The sequence below is a fragment of the Lentzea miocenica genome (assembly GCF_033949945.1).
Taxonomy (GTDB): domain Bacteria; phylum Actinomycetota; class Actinomycetes; order Mycobacteriales; family Pseudonocardiaceae; genus Lentzea; species Lentzea miocenica.
In genome coordinates, this window is sequence record NZ_JAXAVW010000030.1 from 105,573 (window position 1) to 121,663 (window position 16,091).

At 69.0% G+C, this 16,091-nt stretch carries 21 protein-coding genes; 14 read left to right on the plus strand and 7 right to left on the minus strand.

Annotation, left to right across the window (positions count from 1 at the left end):
* Window positions 1-85: 85 nt before the first annotated feature.
* The 11 genes from SK803_RS32320 to hypB all read left to right on the plus strand — a co-directional run bounded on the left by SK803_RS32320 (window position 86) and on the right by hypB (window position 7,450).
* A complete protein-coding gene (locus SK803_RS32320) occupies window positions 86-616 on the plus strand; it encodes a helix-turn-helix domain-containing protein (protein ID WP_319969940.1) in 531 nt (176 codons plus the stop codon).
* 135 nt (window positions 617-751) lie between these two features.
* Window positions 752-1,342: a D-sedoheptulose-7-phosphate isomerase gene (locus tag SK803_RS32325; protein WP_406601614.1), complete on the plus strand. Its 591-nt coding sequence runs from the start codon at window positions 752-754 to the stop codon at window positions 1,340-1,342.
* Window positions 1,339-1,557: a HypC/HybG/HupF family hydrogenase formation chaperone gene (locus SK803_RS32330; RefSeq protein ID WP_319969941.1), complete on the plus strand. Its 219-nt coding sequence runs from the start codon at window positions 1,339-1,341 to the stop codon at window positions 1,555-1,557. Before SK803_RS32325 ends, SK803_RS32330 begins: the two co-directional genes overlap by 4 nt.
* A complete protein-coding gene (locus SK803_RS32335; protein ID WP_319969942.1) occupies window positions 1,554-2,195 on the plus strand; it encodes a D-sedoheptulose-7-phosphate isomerase in 642 nt (213 codons plus the stop codon). The genes SK803_RS32330 and SK803_RS32335 overlap by 4 nt, the downstream gene beginning before the upstream one ends.
* Window positions 2,192-3,475, plus strand: coding sequence for a hypothetical protein (locus tag SK803_RS32340; protein ID WP_319969943.1), 1,284 nt, complete (start codon window positions 2,192-2,194; stop codon window positions 3,473-3,475). The genes SK803_RS32335 and SK803_RS32340 overlap by 4 nt, the downstream gene beginning before the upstream one ends.
* Window positions 3,472-3,939, plus strand: a complete 468-nt coding sequence (locus SK803_RS32345) for a hydrogenase maturation protease (RefSeq protein ID WP_319969944.1) — start codon at window positions 3,472-3,474, stop codon at window positions 3,937-3,939. The genes SK803_RS32340 and SK803_RS32345 overlap by 4 nt, the downstream gene beginning before the upstream one ends.
* A gap of 6 nt (window positions 3,940-3,945) precedes the next feature.
* A complete protein-coding gene (locus SK803_RS32350) occupies window positions 3,946-4,218 on the plus strand; it encodes a HypC/HybG/HupF family hydrogenase formation chaperone (RefSeq protein ID WP_319969945.1) in 273 nt (90 codons plus the stop codon).
* Window positions 4,219-4,230: 12 nt separating this feature from the next.
* Window positions 4,231-5,358: a hydrogenase formation protein HypD gene (gene hypD, locus SK803_RS32355; RefSeq protein ID WP_319969946.1), complete on the plus strand. Its 1,128-nt coding sequence runs from the start codon at window positions 4,231-4,233 to the stop codon at window positions 5,356-5,358.
* Window positions 5,355-6,437, plus strand: coding sequence for a hydrogenase expression/formation protein HypE (gene hypE, locus SK803_RS32360; protein WP_319969947.1), 1,083 nt, complete (start codon window positions 5,355-5,357; stop codon window positions 6,435-6,437). Before hypD ends, hypE begins: the two co-directional genes overlap by 4 nt.
* Window positions 6,438-6,809: a hydrogenase maturation nickel metallochaperone HypA gene (gene hypA / locus SK803_RS32365; protein ID WP_319969948.1), complete on the plus strand. Its 372-nt coding sequence runs from the start codon at window positions 6,438-6,440 to the stop codon at window positions 6,807-6,809.
* Window positions 6,773-7,450, plus strand: a complete 678-nt coding sequence (gene hypB, locus SK803_RS32370; RefSeq protein ID WP_319969949.1) for a hydrogenase nickel incorporation protein HypB — start codon at window positions 6,773-6,775, stop codon at window positions 7,448-7,450. The genes hypA and hypB overlap by 37 nt, the downstream gene beginning before the upstream one ends.
* 4 nt (window positions 7,451-7,454) lie before the next feature.
* On the opposite strand, the gene SK803_RS32375 is transcribed toward hypB, so the two are convergent.
* From SK803_RS32375 to SK803_RS32390, 5 genes are all read right to left on the minus strand, one after another.
* Window positions 7,455-8,462 carry an MEDS domain-containing protein gene (locus SK803_RS32375; RefSeq protein ID WP_319969950.1) on the minus strand — a complete coding sequence of 336 codons (1,008 nt, stop codon included), beginning with the start codon at window positions 8,460-8,462 and terminating at the stop codon, window positions 7,455-7,457.
* 212 nt (window positions 8,463-8,674) lie between these two features.
* Window positions 8,675-9,070 carry a hydrogenase maturation protease gene (locus SK803_RS32380; protein ID WP_319969951.1) on the minus strand — a complete coding sequence of 132 codons (396 nt, stop codon included), beginning with the start codon at window positions 9,068-9,070 and terminating at the stop codon, window positions 8,675-8,677.
* Window positions 8,955-9,641, minus strand: a complete 687-nt coding sequence (locus SK803_RS46610) for an acylphosphatase (protein ID WP_406601617.1) — start codon at window positions 9,639-9,641, stop codon at window positions 8,955-8,957. The genes SK803_RS32380 and SK803_RS46610 overlap by 116 nt, the downstream gene beginning before the upstream one ends.
* Before the next feature lie 118 nt (window positions 9,642-9,759).
* Complete coding sequence (locus SK803_RS32385; RefSeq protein ID WP_319969952.1) at window positions 9,760-10,011, minus strand: hypothetical protein; 252 nt, start codon at window positions 10,009-10,011, stop codon at window positions 9,760-9,762.
* 8 nt (window positions 10,012-10,019) lie between these two features.
* A complete protein-coding gene (locus SK803_RS32390) occupies window positions 10,020-10,445 on the minus strand; it encodes a hypothetical protein (protein ID WP_319969953.1) in 426 nt (141 codons plus the stop codon).
* Window positions 10,446-10,552: 107 nt separating this feature from the next.
* Here SK803_RS32390 and SK803_RS32395 point away from each other — a divergent pair, with 107 nt between their 5' ends.
* Together SK803_RS32395 and SK803_RS32400 are read left to right on the plus strand one after the other, a co-directional pair.
* Window positions 10,553-13,132 carry a cation-translocating P-type ATPase gene (locus SK803_RS32395; RefSeq protein WP_319969954.1) on the plus strand — a complete coding sequence of 860 codons (2,580 nt, stop codon included), beginning with the start codon at window positions 10,553-10,555 and terminating at the stop codon, window positions 13,130-13,132.
* Window positions 13,133-13,158: 26 nt separating this feature from the next.
* Window positions 13,159-13,299 (plus strand): hypothetical protein, encoded by a 141-nt coding sequence (locus SK803_RS32400; protein WP_319969955.1) that lies wholly within the window; start codon window positions 13,159-13,161, stop codon window positions 13,297-13,299.
* A 34-nt stretch (window positions 13,300-13,333) separates the two neighbouring features.
* On the opposite strand, the gene SK803_RS32405 is transcribed toward SK803_RS32400, so the two are convergent.
* Complete coding sequence (locus SK803_RS32405; RefSeq protein WP_319969956.1) at window positions 13,334-13,735, minus strand: GyrI-like domain-containing protein; 402 nt, start codon at window positions 13,733-13,735, stop codon at window positions 13,334-13,336.
* A 135-nt stretch (window positions 13,736-13,870) separates the two neighbouring features.
* A complete protein-coding gene (locus SK803_RS32410; RefSeq protein WP_319969957.1) occupies window positions 13,871-14,563 on the minus strand; it encodes a universal stress protein in 693 nt (230 codons plus the stop codon).
* Between the two features lie 153 nt (window positions 14,564-14,716).
* Between SK803_RS32410 and SK803_RS32415 the strand changes: the two genes are divergently transcribed.
* Window positions 14,717-16,090, plus strand: coding sequence for an MBL fold metallo-hydrolase (locus SK803_RS32415; RefSeq protein WP_319969958.1), 1,374 nt, complete (start codon window positions 14,717-14,719; stop codon window positions 16,088-16,090).
* Window position 16,091: the final 1 nt, after the last annotated feature.

The following is a 16,091-nucleotide window of genomic DNA, read 5'->3' on the forward strand; positions in this document are numbered from 1 at the left end:
AGGACAGAAGTGTCCACCGCGCCCGTGCCCGCGAATTCTCCTGAGGAAGGGTTGTACGATCGAGATCGCCGAAGGGACGGTTTGCGTGGCCGAGTCGATCGAGATCTTTCCCGTCGTCGTGCTCACGAGGGTGTTCGCCGCGCGACCCTCCTCCGTCCCGGAAATTCAGGGCTTCATCCGCGGCTGCATGTCGGACGTACTGCTGCCGGAGAACGACAACCGCGAGCTGAACAGGACGATCATGGACGTCCTGCTGGCCGCCGCGGGACCGGCCGGGAAGATCCAGGTCTCGTGCCGGACGTACCCCGACAAGGTCGAGTTCGACGTGCTCCCGTCCGTGGTCGAGTGCGTTCACCCGGTTGGCCGTCAGCCGGACGAGTCGACTTCGGCGAGGTCAGAGGTGTCCGCGGCGGAGGTTCCGGTCGCGACGCCGACGAGCTTCGCCGAATGGATCATGGACGTGCTGCGTCGTGAGGGGCTCACGCGGGAGGCCGCCGCGAAGCAGCTCGGCGTGTCCGTGAAGACCGTGAGTCGCTGGGCCGGCGGCGAGACCGAACCCCGGTTGCGCGAGCTGCGGCGCGTCCAGGACCGGTTCGGAGACATGCCGTTTCGCTGAACGTCGAATTAATGCCTGTCCGGCGCAAAACGCTTTCTTCGTCACCGGGAATAGTGCGAGCTTGCGCAGTGCCCTGGTCGTGAAGTAAACAATCGGCCTGGCTGTTGGAATCTGTTCCGACGTGAAGAAGGGCTCGTGGCAAAAGCTCCGGCTACTGACCGTTCTGACCGCTTCTACGAATTGTCACGACGGCGTGCGGTGTCTTTGGCGGATCTTGCCGGGCACGCCGAAGAGATCGCGCGCATCTGTCATCGAATGGCCGAACGGTTCCGGGCGGGCGGAAAGCTCCTCGTCTTCGGCAACGGCGGTCCGAGCACGGATGCCCAGCACGTCGCGGTGGAGTTCGTCCACCCGGTGATCGTCGGCAAACGCGCCCTGCCCGCTCTCTCGCTCACCTCCGACGTCGCGACGCTCACCGGCGTGGCCGCGCGCGCCGGGTTCGCCGAGACGTTCGCGCACCAGATTCGCTGCCTGGGCGAACGGACCGACATCGCGCTGGGCCTGTCCGTGGACGGTCAGTGTGAGAACGTCCTGCGCGGGCTGGCGGTCGCACGTGAGCGAGGCCTGCTCACCGTCGCACTGGCCGGCAGTGGCGGAGGCCGGTTGGAGGCGGACCACGTGCTGGTCACCGCGTCAACGGATCCGTTGGTGGTCAAGGAAATTCATGTCACCACCTACCACCTGCTGTGGGAGCTGACGCACGTGTTCCTGGAAGGTGCGGCGTGAGCGGCGAAGGACCTGAGTGCCGGGAGGACGTGTGCATCACGTGCGCGGACCTCGCCGCGCCCGGCACCGTGGTGCGGTTGTTCGGCGACGACATGGCGATCGTCCTGGCGGAGAACGGTCGCCTCGAGGAGGTCAGCGTCGCGCTGGTGACCGCGAGCGTCGGCGACGTGGTGCTGCTGCACGCTGGTGAGGCGATCGCGGTGATGTCCCGATGACCGAGGCGCTGTACCCGTTCCTGTCCGCCCGACCATCCGATGTGGACGCTGTGGACGCGCTGCTGGCCCAGGTCGCGGAGTCCACCAGGGAGAAGATCCAGGACGCGATCGCGCTGCGGGAAGTGGTGTTCGGCGCGGACTTCGCGCGCCTCGAGGACTGCGCCGAAGCGATGGCGGAACGATTCGCCGGCGGTGGCAGGCTGCTCGCGTTCGGCAACGGCGGCAGCTCGACGGACGCCCAGGACCTCGCGAGTCTGTTCGTGAGCGCGGCACGGCCGCTGCCCGCGTTCGGACTGACCAACGACGTCGCCGTGCTCACCGCGTTGTCCAACGACGTCGGGTTCGACGTGGTGTTCTCCCGTCAGGTCGCGACCTTCGGGCGTCCGGGTGACATCGCGGTCGGTCTGTCCACGAGTGGCAGCTCGGCCAACCTGGTGCAGGCGTTCACACAGGCCCGGCGGTGTGGCCTGCTCACCATCGGGTTCTCGGGCGGTGACGGCGGCAGAATGGCGTCCTCGCACGACATCGACCACCTCTTCGTGGTGCCTTCACCGTCGGTGCACCGGATCCAGGAAACGCAGACGACGCTCTACCACGTGCTGTGGGAGCTGACCCTGGCCGCGATGGAGTCCCGATGACACGCGCGATGGATCTGGCGAGGACGATCGCGGACGCCGTGCTGTACGAGGGGTACCTGCTCTACCCGTACCGCGCGTCCGCGACCAAGAACCGGCTGCGCTGGCAGTGGGGTGTCCTGATGCCTCCGTCGTTCACCGACGGAGGCGAGCACCCGGACTCGTGGGCCGAGCTGGTCGTGGTACCGGACCCGGACGCGGTGCTGCACGTGCGGCCGCGGTTCCTGCAGCTGCAGGAACGCGTCGCCGAGGTGGCCGACGGTGCGGGTCATCGCGCGGTGCCGTCGGTGACGGTGGCCGGTCGCGAACACACCACCTGGGACGAGGCGGTGGAACGCGAGATCGACGTCGTGCTGCGGCTCGCCGACCTGATCGGCGCGGACACCCGCGTACCGTTCGAAGTGGACGATGGCGAGGACGTCGAGATGATCGGCGGTGGTGCGCGGCTGGTGCGCCGCCGGTACGCGCTGACCGGCGAGCTGACCTTGCGGGCGGACCTGGTGCCGCCCGGTCTGCTGCGGCTGCGCGTGCACGTCCGGAACACCTCGGCGTGGGAACAGCCGGGATCGGCCAGGAACGACGCGTTGCGGCACGCGCTCATCGCCGCGCACGTGTTGCTCTCGGTCTCGGCGGGCGGGTTCCTGTCGCTGGTCGACCCGCCTGACTGGGCGGTCGCGGCCGCAGGGGGATGCCGCAACGAGCGGACGTGGCCGGTGCTGATGGGGAGGCCAGGTCGCTCCGACACCGTGCTCTGCGCCCCGATCATCCTCTACGACCACCCGGAGATCGCTGAGCAGAGCCACGGTGACATGTTCGACGGCACGGAGATCGACGAGCTGCTGACCCTGCGCACCATGACCCTGACCGACGAGGAGAAGCGGCAGGTGCGGGCGACGGACGCGAGAGCGGCCGGGTTGCTGGATCGGGTCGAAGGGCTGTCCGCGTCGACGCTGGAAGCGTTGCACGGCACCATGCGCCACTCGGAACCGGATGCGGGTGGCGTGCCGTCGACGGGCGAGCCACCTAGCTCGGATCCTGGTTGCGTGCTGGTCGGCGGAGCCCAGGTCGGCACGGGCTCCAGGGTCCGGCTGCGGCCGTCACGCGGCGCCGACGCGCAGGACATGTTCCTGGCCGGTCGCGTCGCCGAGGTCCGGACGGTCTTGTCCGATGTGGATGGTGGAGTGCACCTCGCGGTGACGCTCGAGGACGACGAAGCCGCCGACCTGCTGGCCGAGTGCGGGCTGTACCGCTACTTCGGCCCGGAGGAGGTGGAGCCGCTGTGACCGAGCGCATGCTGGTGGCCGGGGTCGGCAACGTGTTCCTCGGCGACGACGGGTTCGGGGTCGAGGTCGTCAGGAGACTGGCCGGTGTGCCCCTGCCGGAGTGGGTGCGGATCGCCGACTACGGCGTGCGCGGGCTGCACCTCGCCTACGACCTGGCCGGCCTGGACCACGAGCTGACGATTCTCGTGGACGCCACCGTTCGCGGAGACGAGGCGGGCACCGTGCACGTGGTCGAGCTGGACACGTCGATCACAGCCACGCCCTGTCTCGACGCGCACGGCATGCAGCCGGACGTCGTGCTGAACCTGCTGGCGTGGCTCGGCTGCCCGCCACGCCGGATGGTGCTGGTCGGCTGCGAACCCGCGGTGCTCGACCACCGGATGGGGCTGAGCCCCGCGGTCGAGCGGGCGGTCGGCACCGCCGCCGGCGCGGTGGTGGACATCGTCACGAACCACGGCAGGTGAGCGAGCATGTGCCTCGGCATACCGGGTGAGGTCGTCGAACTCCTCACCGATCATCCAGACCTCGCGAAGGTGGACGTGAGCGGCGTCCGGCGCACGATCAACATCGGCCTGCTCGTCGACGAGGGCGTCCGCTGCGGCGACTGGGTGCTCATCCACGTCGGCTTCGCGATGTCCAGGATCGACGAGGAAGAGGCCAGGTCGGCGCTGGAGTTCCTGGAGACCCTCGGCAAGGCGTACCAGGACGAGATGGACGCGCTGCGAGATTCCCGAATCGACTAGAAGGTGCGCGACATGCGGTTCGTCGACGAGTTTCGCGACGCGGACAAGGCCAGGGCGCTGGCGGCGGAGATCGCCCGCCTGTGCGAACCGGGCCGCGAGTACAAGTTCATGGAGGTCTGCGGCGGCCACACGCACACCATCTACAAACACGGCATCGAGGACTACCTGCCGGAGAACGTCACCCTGGTGCACGGCCCCGGCTGTCCCGTGTGCGTGATCCCGATGGGACGCGTCGACGACGCGATCCACATCGCCCGCGCTCCGGGCGTGCTGATGACGTCGTTCGGCGACATGATGCGCGTTCCCGGCAGCGGCGGGAACTTCTTCGACTCCAACGCCGAAGGCACGAACATCCGGATGGTCTACTCGCCGCTGGACGCGTTGAAGATCGCGCGGGAACGGCCGGACGTGCGGGTCGTGTTCATGGCGATCGGGTTCGAGACGACGGCTCCGTCCACGGCGATGACCGTGCTGAGGGCAGCGAGGGAAGGCCTCGAGAACTTCGCCGTCTTCTGCAACCACGTCACGATCCTGCCGGCGATCAAGGCGATCCTGGACTCACCGGACCAGCGGCTCGACGGCTTCCTGGGACCCGGTCACGTGTCCACGGTGATCGGCTGCGAGCCGTACCGGTTCATCGTGCGGGACTACGGGAAACCGCTCGTGGTGGCCGGCTTCGAGCCGCTGGACGTGCTGCAGTCGATCTATCAGCTCATGCTCCAGGTGCGGGACGGCCGTGCGGAGGTCGAGAACCAGTACGCCAGAGTCGTGCCGTGGCACGGAAATCCGACGGCGATCAAGGTCATCACCGAGGTGATGGAGCTCCGGCCGTACTTCGAGTGGCGCGGGCTCGGGTTCATCTCGCACTCCGCCCTGCGGATCCGCGAGGAGTACGCGCGCTTCGACGCCGAGCGCCTGTTCGAGCTGCCGGGCGTGCGGGTGGCCGACCCGAAGGCCTGCCAGTGCGGTGAGGTGCTCAAAGGCGTGCTGAAACCGTGGGAGTGCAAGGTGTTCGGCACCGCCTGCACCCCGGAGACCCCGATCGGCACGTGCATGGTGTCGCCGGAGGGTGCCTGCGCCGCCTACTACAACTTCGGCCGGTTCACCCGCGAACGCGTGTGGGAGGCGAGTGTCCGATGAACCGCTCAGACAGGGAACAGCAGGTGCTGGACCGCATCGAGCGGGCTCGCCGGCGTCGTGTCGCGGTCAAGGAGGAGAGGATCACACTCGCGCACGGTGCGGGCGGCAAGGCGACCAGCACGCTCGTCGACGCGATCTTCCTGGAGGCGTTCCGCAACCCGCTGCTCGAACCGTTGACCGACGCGGCCGAGCTGGAGATCGGCGGCTCCCGGCTGGCGCTCACGACCGACTCGTTCGTGGTCACCCCGTTGTTCTTCCCCGGCGGCGACATCGGCGACCTCGCCGTCAACGGCACGGTGAACGACCTCGCCGTCTCCGGAGCCCGGCCGCTCTACCTGACCGCGGGCTTCATCCTGGAGGAAGGACTGCCGGTCGCCGACCTCCACCGGATCACCGGGTCGATGAGGGCCGCCGCCGAGGCGGCCGGCGTGCTCGTCGTCACCGGCGACACGAAGGTCGTCGAGCGCGGCAAGGGTGATGGCTGCTACATCAACACCGCCGGGGTGGGCGTGATCGAGCACGCGCGGCGCTTCGGAATGACCGGTGTGCGGCCGGGCGACGCGGTGATCGTGTCCGGACCGATCGGCGACCACGGCGTGACGATCATGTTGGCCCGTGGCGATCTCGGCATCGAGGCGGAGGGGCTGGTTTCCGACACCGCACCGCTGTACGGCCTCGTGGACGTGCTGCTGACGGCCACGCCCGGCGTGCGGATGATGCGCGACGCCACGCGCGGTGGCGTGGCGACCGTGCTGAACGAGATCGCGAAGGCGGCGGAGGTCGCCGTGGTCGTCGACGAGGACGCGCTGCCGGTGCGGCCCGAGGTGCGCGGAGCGGCGGAGCTGCTCGGCATCGACCCGCTGTACGTGGCCTGCGAGGGACGTTTCGTCGCCGTCGTCGCCGGGGCCGAGACGGATCGCGCTCTCGCCGCGCTGCGGGGCCATCCGCTCGGTGCGCAGGCGGCGGTGATCGGGCGGGTCGCCGCGGATCCGCCCGGACTGGTGCTGTTGAAGACCGGGTTCGGCGGCACGAGGATCTGCGACGTGCTGGTCGGCGACCCGTTGCCGAGGATCTGCTGAATGCACGAGGTGTCGATCATCCAGGAGGTCGTCGCGGCGATCGCCGCACGCTCGGGGGACGCCCGGATCACCGTGGTGCGGCTGGAGATCGGCAAGCTCTCCGGGGTGGTCGCCGACGCGGTCCGGTTCTGTTTCGACCTGGTGGCGGAGGGCACCGTCGTGGAGGGGGCCCGGCTCGTGATCGAGGAGCCGGCCGGCCGCGTCCTCTGCCGCGACTGCGCTGCCGAGTACGAGGCCGAATCTTTGGTCGTGCTGTGCCCCGCGTGCGGTAGCGCGTACGCGGAAGTGTTGTCCGGCAGGGAACTGCGCATCAGATCTGTGGAGGTGAGTCCTTCGTGTGCGGTACCTGCGGTTGCTCCGCGAACTCCGTGACCGTCCCGCTGGAACAGCGGGTGCTGGCCCGCAACGACGACCTCGCGCAGCGCAACCGGGAGTGGTTGGCGCAGCGGGACGTCCTCGCGGTGAACCTGATGAGCTCACCGGGATCCGGCAAGACGACCCTGCTGGAGCGCACGATCCGCGAGCTGGGCGGCGATCCGGCCGTGTCGGTGGTCGAAGGCGACCAGGAGACGGCGTTCGACGCCGAGCGGATCCGCGCGGCCGGATGCCGGGTGGTCCAGGTGAACACCGGCGCGGGCTGCCACCTCGACGCGGGCATGGTGGCCGGCGCGCTGGACGACCTGGCTCCGCCGGCGCGCTCGGTGGTCTTCGTCGAGAACGTCGGCAACCTGGTGTGTCCTGCGCTGTTCGACCTGGGCGAGCGGCACCGCGTGGTGATCACGTCGGTCACCGAGGGCGAGGAGAAGCCGCTGAAGTACCCGCACATGTTCGCCGCCGCGGACGTGGTGGTGCTCAACAAGACCGACCTGCTGCCGCACGTGGACTTCGACGTGGACACGTTCGTCCGGCACCTGGACCGGGTCAACCCGCGGGCAGGGCTGATCCGGTTGTCCGCCACCGGGGGCGCCGGTGTCGAGACGTGGATCGCCCTGGTCCGCGGCTGGAGGCGGTAGCGGCTCAGGCTTCGAACGCCAGCCGCTTGCTCTCGGCGCGCTTCATCTCGCCTGCCGTGTCTCCAGGCATGGCCAGCTCGATGGTGCACCCGGACGCGTCGGAGGTCACGTCGAGCCACTCGCAGATCTGGTTGGTGAGCCACAGGCCGTCACCCGGCTCCCGTGTCGCGTCGGGCGGCCGGTAGCCGAGGAAGGGCGGGACGCAGGTGAGCGGCTGGTCGCTGTGCAGCGTGCACACGACGCGGTCCGCGGCGGGGCGCAACCACACCGCGGCTCGCTCGATTCCCTGGCTGTCGAGGTAGGCGATCGCCTCGCCCACGGCGATGCCGAACATGCCTGTGGCGGCGTCGTCGGACCGCAGCAGGGAGGCGGCCGCCCTGAGCACGTACCGGCGGACCGCGGTCAGATCGCCCTCGAAGCGGAAGAGCCCCTCCGCGGGCCCCTGCGGCAGCGGTTCCACGTGCGACCGTGCGAACTCCTCCGGCCGGACGAACAGCGAGGACGGCTCGACCCGATGCCCGACAACGCACTCGGGATGCGTCCGGCGGGCGTCGTCGACGATGCCGGCGTTGACCGTTCTGGTGTCGTACGGGCAGATCATCCAGATCCGGGTGTCGGCCAGCACGACGTTGAGCGCGGCCTCCATGCGCTGCCAGGCCGACACCTCGCGGGCGGACCGGCCGGTCCACTCAGGTTCAGCGAGGACGCGAACCGCGCGGGCCGGCGTCGAGGACTGGTGGCGGCTCCAGTAGCGGTGGATGGCCGTGGCCCGCTGCGGTGGTCTCATGCCGAGGTGTTCCGGCTCCACGTAGTCGACTTCGGCGGCGTCCTGCCCGATCTCGTCGTGCAGGAGGTCCAGGTTCGCCGGTGTCGTGGCGACCAGCACGGGTTCGCCGGCGTGCAGGCCACCCAGGACGAAGGGGACGGCCATCGCGAGGAACTCCGAGTCGCTGCCGTAGATACAACCCTGGTGGAGGAAGGCGGGCTGCGCTGAGACTCTCAGCGGAATCACTCTCCCGGTAGATCAGGCGGTGACTCAATCGAGTGACGATTGATTCGACGCGTCTCCGAGGTGATGATCGGAAACGCGTCAGCCAGATACTAACGGTCTCTCGATGGTGATGACACTCCCATTTGTGGCCGTCTTGACCAGCGCAAATGGAAATTTTGGATGCTGTCGGACACATGTGTCCAGCTGTCAGGGCAACGTTGAAGAACCTAAAGTCACGGTACTGGGAAAGACGGTGTTGCGGCGAAATTTGGCAAATCTGGAACCTTGGTCGTCAACTCCGTCAGGATTGCCGCAGCCAACGGAGCCACGGCGGCTGCCACCGCGGGACTCAGCGATGTTCCGAAGTCGACGTCCGTCACCTCGACGGCGGCGGGAACGGTGTGCGGCAACGTGGTGCGGTGCCACCGGCCGGGAAGCGCGGGCGTGCAGCGCACCGCGTCCACGATCACCACGACCTCGGCGCCTTCCCACGCCTCCATCAGCCGGACCGGGTCACCGTCGCTGATCTCCGCGCGGACACCGGAAGCGGCCGGCGCACGGGCCACGGCCGGGCCCACGCCGTCGTCGCGGCGGAACTCGTTGCCGACCCCGATCACCACGGCGGTCATGTGCGTTCCCTGGTGAAGTCGAGGAAGTGGGCCGAGCAGGAGATGCACGGGTCGTAGTTGCGGATCGTCTGCTCGCACAACGACTGCAGGCCGTCGGCTCCGCGTGGAAGCGGCGGTCGGCCGGATCGTGGTACTCGGCAGAACACGACGCGCACAGGGGGAAACCGCGCATAGTCGTGCGCGACCGGTCGTAGGGCAACGACTCGACGATCGTCGCCCGTGGTCCGCAGTCGGTGCAGTTGATGAACGGGTAGCGGTAGCGTCGGTCGTCGGGGTCGAACAGCTCCGCCACGCAGGCGTCGCAGGTCGCGAGATCGGGCACGACGATGCGCGGCCCGGCCTCGAATCCGCTGTCCCGCACGACGAACCCGGTGTGGCCGGCGTCTTCGTGCGGGGTGACGGTGATGTTGTCGATCCGTGCGTGGCGTGGTGCGTGCTCGTGCAGGGCCTGCCGGAACGCGCTGAGCGTGCCCGGCTGGCCGGACGCGGTGATCACGACGTGCCCGCCGACGTTGCGCACGTCGCCGCGGATGCCGAGTTCGGTCGCGAGGCGGAAGACGTGCGGCCGGATCCGACGCCCTGTACGGCGCCGTGCACCTCGATGCGTTCGGTCCTGGTCACGGTTCTCCCACCCGTTGCGATGGCCTGTCTCAGAAACGTCGCATCGGCGGCAGCCCCTCGTGAGGGGCCTAGGTCCTGCGCGAGCCGGGACCGTTGGGCCCCTGACGTGCGAGCAGTGCCAGGCCGGCGCCCAGCAGCAGCGTGAGCGGACCGCTCAACGCGAGCCGCGTGCCACCGGCTCCGATCGTGGTACTGGACGTCACCGTGGCGGTGGGGCCGGCCGGGTTCCGGTCGTCGGCCAGCACCGGTGCGGTGGACAAGCCCAGGCACAGCAGGACGGTCAGCAATCCCGCTGCCGCCGATCTGAGCGATCGCGACATCACAACCCCTACACCTTCGAGTACGGTTCGCCGCGCTCGATCGACGGCGACACCTCGGGCTTCTTCGCATGCACTCGGCTCTGCTCCGCCAGTTCGTCGACGAGGTGTTCCTGACGTTCTTCTCCTCGATAGCGCGCCAGAACCGTCATCGTGATCGCGTGGGCCACGGCCAGCAGGAGCAGCACGATCCCGAGCTTGGTCACGAGCTTCTGCAGCTCGCCATCCACCGGCAGGTCGACGGTGGAGATCAGCGCGACGAGCCCGAGCACGATCAGCGTGAACAACGTGGTCGTGAGCCAGCTGGCTGCCACGCTCCTGCCGGGGTGGTCGTCGTCACCGAGGTACTTGCGCCCGCTGATCGTGATGATCACAGCGTCGATCACCACCAGCAGCGCGCTGACGACGAGAAAGGCGATGTAACTGTCGGTGTCCATGCCCTCAGGGTCCGGGCGGGGCGGACACCGGCACAGGGAACATCGTCCCCGATCCGGCGGGACGTCACGCCCTGTGCGTCCTCCTCCGGCCCCGCTGAGATGCGTTCATGACTGTGGCGACAACGGGACTCTCGTCGGCCGAGGCGGCGAGGCGACTTCGGGACGACGGCCCCAACGCGCTGCCGGCTGCCCGAGGGCGGCATCCATTGCTGCTGTTGGTGGAGCAGCTGGTCCACTTCTTCGCGCTGATGCTGTGGGCAGCGGCGGCGCTGGCGCTGATCGCGGGAATGCCCGCGTTGGCGGTGGCCATCGTCGTCGTGGTCGTGCTCAACGGGCTTTTCGCGTTCGCTCAGGAATATCGGGCCGATCGTGCGGCGCAGCGGTTGCGTGACTTGATGCCCGTGCGTGCCACGGTGCGCCGGGATGGTCACCTCCTGCAGGTCGATGCTTCCGAGCTGGTCGTCGGTGACGAGCTGGTGCTGGAAGCAGGTGGGCGGGTCTGCGCTGACGGCGAGGTGCTGACCGCGGCCGGCCTTGCTGTCGACGAGTCGATGCTGACCGGTGAGAGCGTGCCGACGAGACCTGTTGTGGGGCAACAGGTCTATGCGGGTACCCATGTCACGGAGGGTGAGGCGTCGGTGCTCGTGACCGCGACGGGCGGGCATACGAGGCTGGCGGGCATCGCGGCGCTGACCCAGGAGGCGAAACCACCGCGCAGTCCGCTCTCGGCTCAGCTGCACAAGGTCGTCGTGGTGGTCGCGGTGACGGCGGTCGTCGTGGGTGCGGTCTTCTTCGGCGTCGCAGTGCTGCTCGGACTTCCGCTCGCAGAGGGTTTCCTGTTCGCCATTGGCGTCACGGTCGCGCTCGTGCCCGAGGGACTGCTGCCGACCGTCACGCTCTCGCTCGCCCGTGCGGCGCAAAGCATGGCGGCCAAGAACGCGTTGGTGCGCAGGCTTGACGCAGTCGAGACCTTGGGTGCGACGACGTTCATCTGCACAGACAAGACCGGCACGTTGACCCGCAACGAGATGTCTGTCGTGCGTGTGTGGACACCTCGTGGAGAGGTCATTGTGCACGGCAACGGCTACGAGCCGACCGGCACCGTGAACGGCACTTCCGAAGCGGTTGACCTGGTGCGTTCGCTGGCGTCGAGCGCCAAGCGGTGTTCACCCGCCGCCCACGCACACCACGAGGACAACAGGTGGCTCCCGGTCGGTGACCCGATGGAGGTCGCGTTGCACGTCCTTGCCGCACGTCTGGGGGTTGACGGCCCGTCGGCGGACGCCGTGCGGTTCCCGTTCGATCCGAGGCGCCGACGGTCGTCCGTTGTGGACTTCGACGGCGTGCACGTGACCGGCGCGCCGGACTCGGTTCTGCCGCAGTGCGCGAAGGTGCCGGGTGCGCAGGACGCGTTGGCCGAGCTCACTCAGCGCGGACTGCGCGTGCTGGCTGTGGCACGCAGGGATGTGCGCCCCGGTGACGAGGAGTCCTGGCAGCACGCCGAAGAGGACCTTGAGCTGCTCGGACTCGTGGGCCTGCAGGACCCGCCGCGCGACGACGTGACGGAGGCCATCGTGTCGTGCCGGTCCGCGGGCATCCGCATCGCGATGATCACTGGTGATCATCCCGGCACCGCGCGGGCCATCGCGGAGCAGGTCGGTCTGCTGGGCTCCGAGGCCCTGGTGCTGGAGGGCAAGGAGCTGCCGGCTGACCAGGACGAACTCGGCTCGTTGCTGGACCACGACGGCGTCGTGGTCGCCCGCGTGACGCCAGAGGACAAGCTGCGCATCGCGAAAGCCTTGCAGCGCAGGGGGCACGTGGTCGCGATGACAGGTGACGGCGTGAACGACGGACCGGCGCTGCGCGCGGCCGACATCGGCATCGCGATGGGCGCCTCCGGCACCGACGTGGCCCGCGAGGCCGCGGACCTCGTGCTGCTCGACGATCACTTCGGCACGATCGTCGCCGCGGTCGAGCTGGGCCGCGCGACGTTCGCGAACATCCGCCGCTTCCTCACCTACCACCTCACCGACAACGTCGCCGAGCTCACACCGTTCGTCGTGTGGGCGTTGTCCGGCGGCTCGATCCCGCTCGCGATCACCGTGCTCCAGGTGCTGGCACTGGACATCGGCACCGATCTGCTGCCCGCGCTCGCGTTGGGTGCGGAGCCACCGAACAAGCGCACCATGCGCGGACGCCTGCGCACCGGGTCTCTCATCGACGGAGCCCTGGTGCGCCGGGCGTTCGGTGTGCTCGGCCCTGCGGAAGCGACGATGTCGATGCTGGCGTTCCTCACGGTCCTGTTCGCAGGGGGCTGGCGGCTCGGCGACACTCCGGACGCGGCGTTGCTCGCGACAGCGTCCGGCACGGCGTTCGCGGCGATCGTGCTCGGCCAGCTGGCGAACGCCTACGCGTGCCGCAGTGCGATCCGGCCAGTGCCGCGGGTGGGCTTGCGCGGCAACAGGTTGCTGCTGTGGGCAGTCGCCTTCGAGCTCGTCGTCCTCGCGGTGTTCCTGTTCTTGCCACCGCTGCCGAACCTGCTGGGCGGACATGCTCCCTCGGCACTCGGCTGGGGTCTCGCACTCGCGGCGATACCTGTCGTGGTGGTGGCTGACGCTGTTGCAAAGGCGTTTCTGGTTCGCAAATTGTCCATTGCGGGCAGGCAAGAGCGGCCCCTTACGTCGTGACGGTGGATGCCACAGAGTGGCTGACCATGACGAGTACACCGATCTTCGATGCGCTCGCCGAGGAGCTCGAGGCGCCCTGCCAGAACTCCGGTGAGATCCCCGAACAGGCCGTGCGGTCCGTCGATGCTGTTGATCAGGACGTGCGGCTGAGCGGATGCCTGGAATGACGCCTGTCGAACGGCGGCCTGGTTTGTCGTCGCCTCACCCGGCAGGGGGGAGGCGACACCGTCGGACGGGCACGACGACCTCCGTCAGGTAGTCCTCGGGTCTGCTCGTGTCCGCCGGGCCGGCCAGGTACACCTCGGCCGGACTGCCGACGACCTCGTAGCCTGCCCGGTGGACCCAGACGTACAGGGCGTTGCAGGCGTCCGCGATGTCTTCGTACGGTCCCTCGTGACAGACGTGCGCGACCTTTCCGCCCGGTCGGCGGGCCAGACCGCTCGTGAGGCGCGGGGCGTCCGAGATCACCGGAATGCGTGCTTCGATGTCCACGGCGGCACCGTGGCGCGGTTCGGTCAGGTAGCAGACCTCAGGTGGACCGGAGGTCTGGAAACCGGCGTGCTCGGCACCGATGACGAGTCCTGCGAACACGATGTCCAGCACCCTCCGGTTCCGTTCGGCGATCGCGCCTCACTCGGGCCAGGTGATCCGTCCTGGGTGCACCTGGCCGCCGAGACCGCGGAGGTGTACGTCGAGGCGGGATCGGCATCCACCACGACGTGGTCGGTGCGGTTGAACTCACACCGTGGTGCGAACTGGTCGGCGAGGAGCGGGAAGAGAAGGGACGCCACGGTGTTCCCCCTGAACGGGTCGATGTGCCACGAGCACGGGGCAGGGAGCGTGATGGAGCGCGGCTCTGGTCACGGCGCCGCAGGTGCGGGTGTCGCCGGACCCGACGACGATCAGGTCGGTGTCGATGCAGCGGCTGATCGCCTCGTGCGGCTGCCTGCGCACGAGGACGGCGGTGTGCGGGAACCCGGCGAGCAGCTCGGTCGAGCGCTCCAGGACCCAGCTGTGGTCCTCGTCCAGGTCTTCGCGCAAGATGGGTTGAGGCGCGGCGTGCAGCACTCTGAGTGCCGCGCAGTGGCTTTTGGCGAAGACCACGGCGCGAGCCATGACGCCGGCGTCGTCGGGTCCACCGCTGACGAGAGCGGTGATGCGCCCGTGCAGCCCGCGTCGAGCGGCGGTCGTACCCCGCACCACGACCGCGTCGCAGCCCACGGCGCACACGAAGGGCAGAACGTGGCTGCCGAGCGCCAGCGCTGAGCCGGTCCGCCCCTGATAGCCGAGGACCACGAGCTGTGCGTGGAAGTCGTCGTCCGGCCGACGCATCTCAACGTCGGCGTCAACGAGCTTCGCGTGTGCAGCTGCCCACTGCTCGGCGTCCTGGGTCCACGGAGAGCCGTCTGCGATCACCACGACAGGTTCCATGCGTCCACGGTCGCCCTGCTCGGAGGCGGTTCCCAGTGCGAAGGGTGGACACCTGCGCGGGACGAAAGTCCTTGTGGCGCCGGGCCTCGTGCCGCTGTGTGGGCGGGCTGCTCAGGAAGGACCGTGTGGTTCCCAGCACGAGGAGGCCCGACGATGAGCACGCTGACGTTCCTCGGTGGCACCGGCACGGTCACCGGAAGCAAGTTCCTGTTCGACACCGGCGGCTCGCAGGTGCTGGTGGACTGCGGTCTGTTCCAGGGGCTGGCCCCGTTGCGGCGGCGCAACTGGCAGCAGCCTCCGCTCGACCTGGACCGGCTCGACGCGATCGTGCTCACCCACGCTCACCTGGACCACTGCGGCTACCTGCCGGTGGTGGTGCGGCACGGATGGCGCGGACCCGTGTTCACCACCGAAGGCACGGCCGACCTGGCTGCGATCGTGCTGGCCGACAGCGCGCACCTGATGATGGAGGAGGCCCGTCAAGCCAACCAGTCTGGCTGGTCCAAGCACCGGCCCGCGCTGCCGCTGTACGACGCGGAAGACGCCGACCGTGCCACCAGGCTGTTCCGGCCGATCGACTTCGGGGCGGCTCGCTCCATCGCCGACGGCGTCGACCTCGAGTTCGGCCGCGCCGGCCACATCCTCGGCTCGGCCTGGGCACACCTGACCCTGGGCAACCGCAGCGTCGTCGTGAGCGGCGACCTGGGTAGACCGGCACATCGGGTGCTGCAGCCGCCCCAGCCGAGGCCTGCCTGCGACGCGTTGCTGATCGAGTCGACCTACGGCGACCGTCCGCACGACGACGCTGCGGCCACCGCGTTGTTCGCCGAGACCATCCGGCGCACGGCCGCACGCGGCGGCAGCGTGCTGATCCCCGCGTTCGCGGTCGACCGCACCGAGGTCATCCTGGTCGAACTGGCCAAACTGGTGCGGGCAGGCGAGATCCCGGACCTGCCGGTCTTCGTCGACAGCCCGATGGCGCTGGCGTCACTGCGGGTCTACCGGCAGGCGGTCGCGAAGAGCTGGCCGGAGATCCGCCCCGACCTGATGAACGGCGAGGACGCGTTCGACCCCGGCCACCTGGCCGAGCTGCACACGGCCTCCCAGTCGATGCAGGCCAACGACCCGAAAAAGCCGTCGATCATCATCTCGGCGTCCGGTATGGCGACCGGCGGCCGGGTTCTGCACCACCTCAAGCACATGCTGCCCAACAACAGGCACACGATCCTCATCGTCGGCTACGCGGCGGTGGGCACACGGGCCCGCTCGCTCGTCGCCGGAGCCCGCGAGATCAAGATCCACGGCCGGTACGTGCCGGTGAAGGCCGAGGTGCAGGTGCTCGACGCGTTCAGCGCCCACGCCGATGCCGGCGAACTGCTGGCGTGGGCGACCACCGGACCCGCTCCGGCCACGACCTACGTCGTGCACGGTGAACCGGAGAGTGCCGCGACGCTGGCAGACCGGCTGAACACCGAGCACGGGTGGACCGCCGTGGTGCCGAGGGATGGCGAGCGGGTCCTGGTGTGAC

Excerpts from the sequence above, each read along its gene's own strand:
- SK803_RS32335 (WP_319969942.1), top strand. The coding sequence starts at position 1,554 with ATGACCGAGGCGCTGTACCCGTTCCTGTCCGCCCGACCATCCGATGTG.
- SK803_RS32340 (WP_319969943.1), top strand. The coding sequence starts at position 2,192 with ATGACACGCGCGATGGATCTGGCGAGGACGATCGCGGACGCCGTGCTG.
- SK803_RS32350 (WP_319969945.1), top strand. The coding sequence starts at position 3,946 with ATGTGCCTCGGCATACCGGGTGAGGTCGTCGAACTCCTCACCGATCAT.
- hypD (WP_319969946.1), top strand. The coding sequence starts at position 4,231 with ATGCGGTTCGTCGACGAGTTTCGCGACGCGGACAAGGCCAGGGCGCTG.
- hypE (WP_319969947.1), top strand. The coding sequence starts at position 5,355 with ATGAACCGCTCAGACAGGGAACAGCAGGTGCTGGACCGCATCGAGCGG.
- hypA (WP_319969948.1), top strand. The coding sequence starts at position 6,438 with ATGCACGAGGTGTCGATCATCCAGGAGGTCGTCGCGGCGATCGCCGCA.
- SK803_RS32380 (WP_319969951.1), bottom strand. The coding sequence starts at position 9,070 with ATGACCGCCGTGGTGATCGGGGTCGGCAACGAGTTCCGCCGCGACGAC.
- SK803_RS32385 (WP_319969952.1), bottom strand. The coding sequence starts at position 10,011 with ATGTCGCGATCGCTCAGATCGGCGGCAGCGGGATTGCTGACCGTCCTG.
- SK803_RS32390 (WP_319969953.1), bottom strand. The coding sequence starts at position 10,445 with ATGGACACCGACAGTTACATCGCCTTTCTCGTCGTCAGCGCGCTGCTG.
- SK803_RS32395 (WP_319969954.1), top strand. The coding sequence starts at position 10,553 with ATGACTGTGGCGACAACGGGACTCTCGTCGGCCGAGGCGGCGAGGCGA.
- SK803_RS32400 (WP_319969955.1), top strand. The coding sequence starts at position 13,159 with ATGACGAGTACACCGATCTTCGATGCGCTCGCCGAGGAGCTCGAGGCG.
- SK803_RS32410 (WP_319969957.1), bottom strand. The coding sequence starts at position 14,563 with ATGGAACCTGTCGTGGTGATCGCAGACGGCTCTCCGTGGACCCAGGAC.
- SK803_RS32415 (WP_319969958.1), top strand. The coding sequence starts at position 14,717 with ATGAGCACGCTGACGTTCCTCGGTGGCACCGGCACGGTCACCGGAAGC.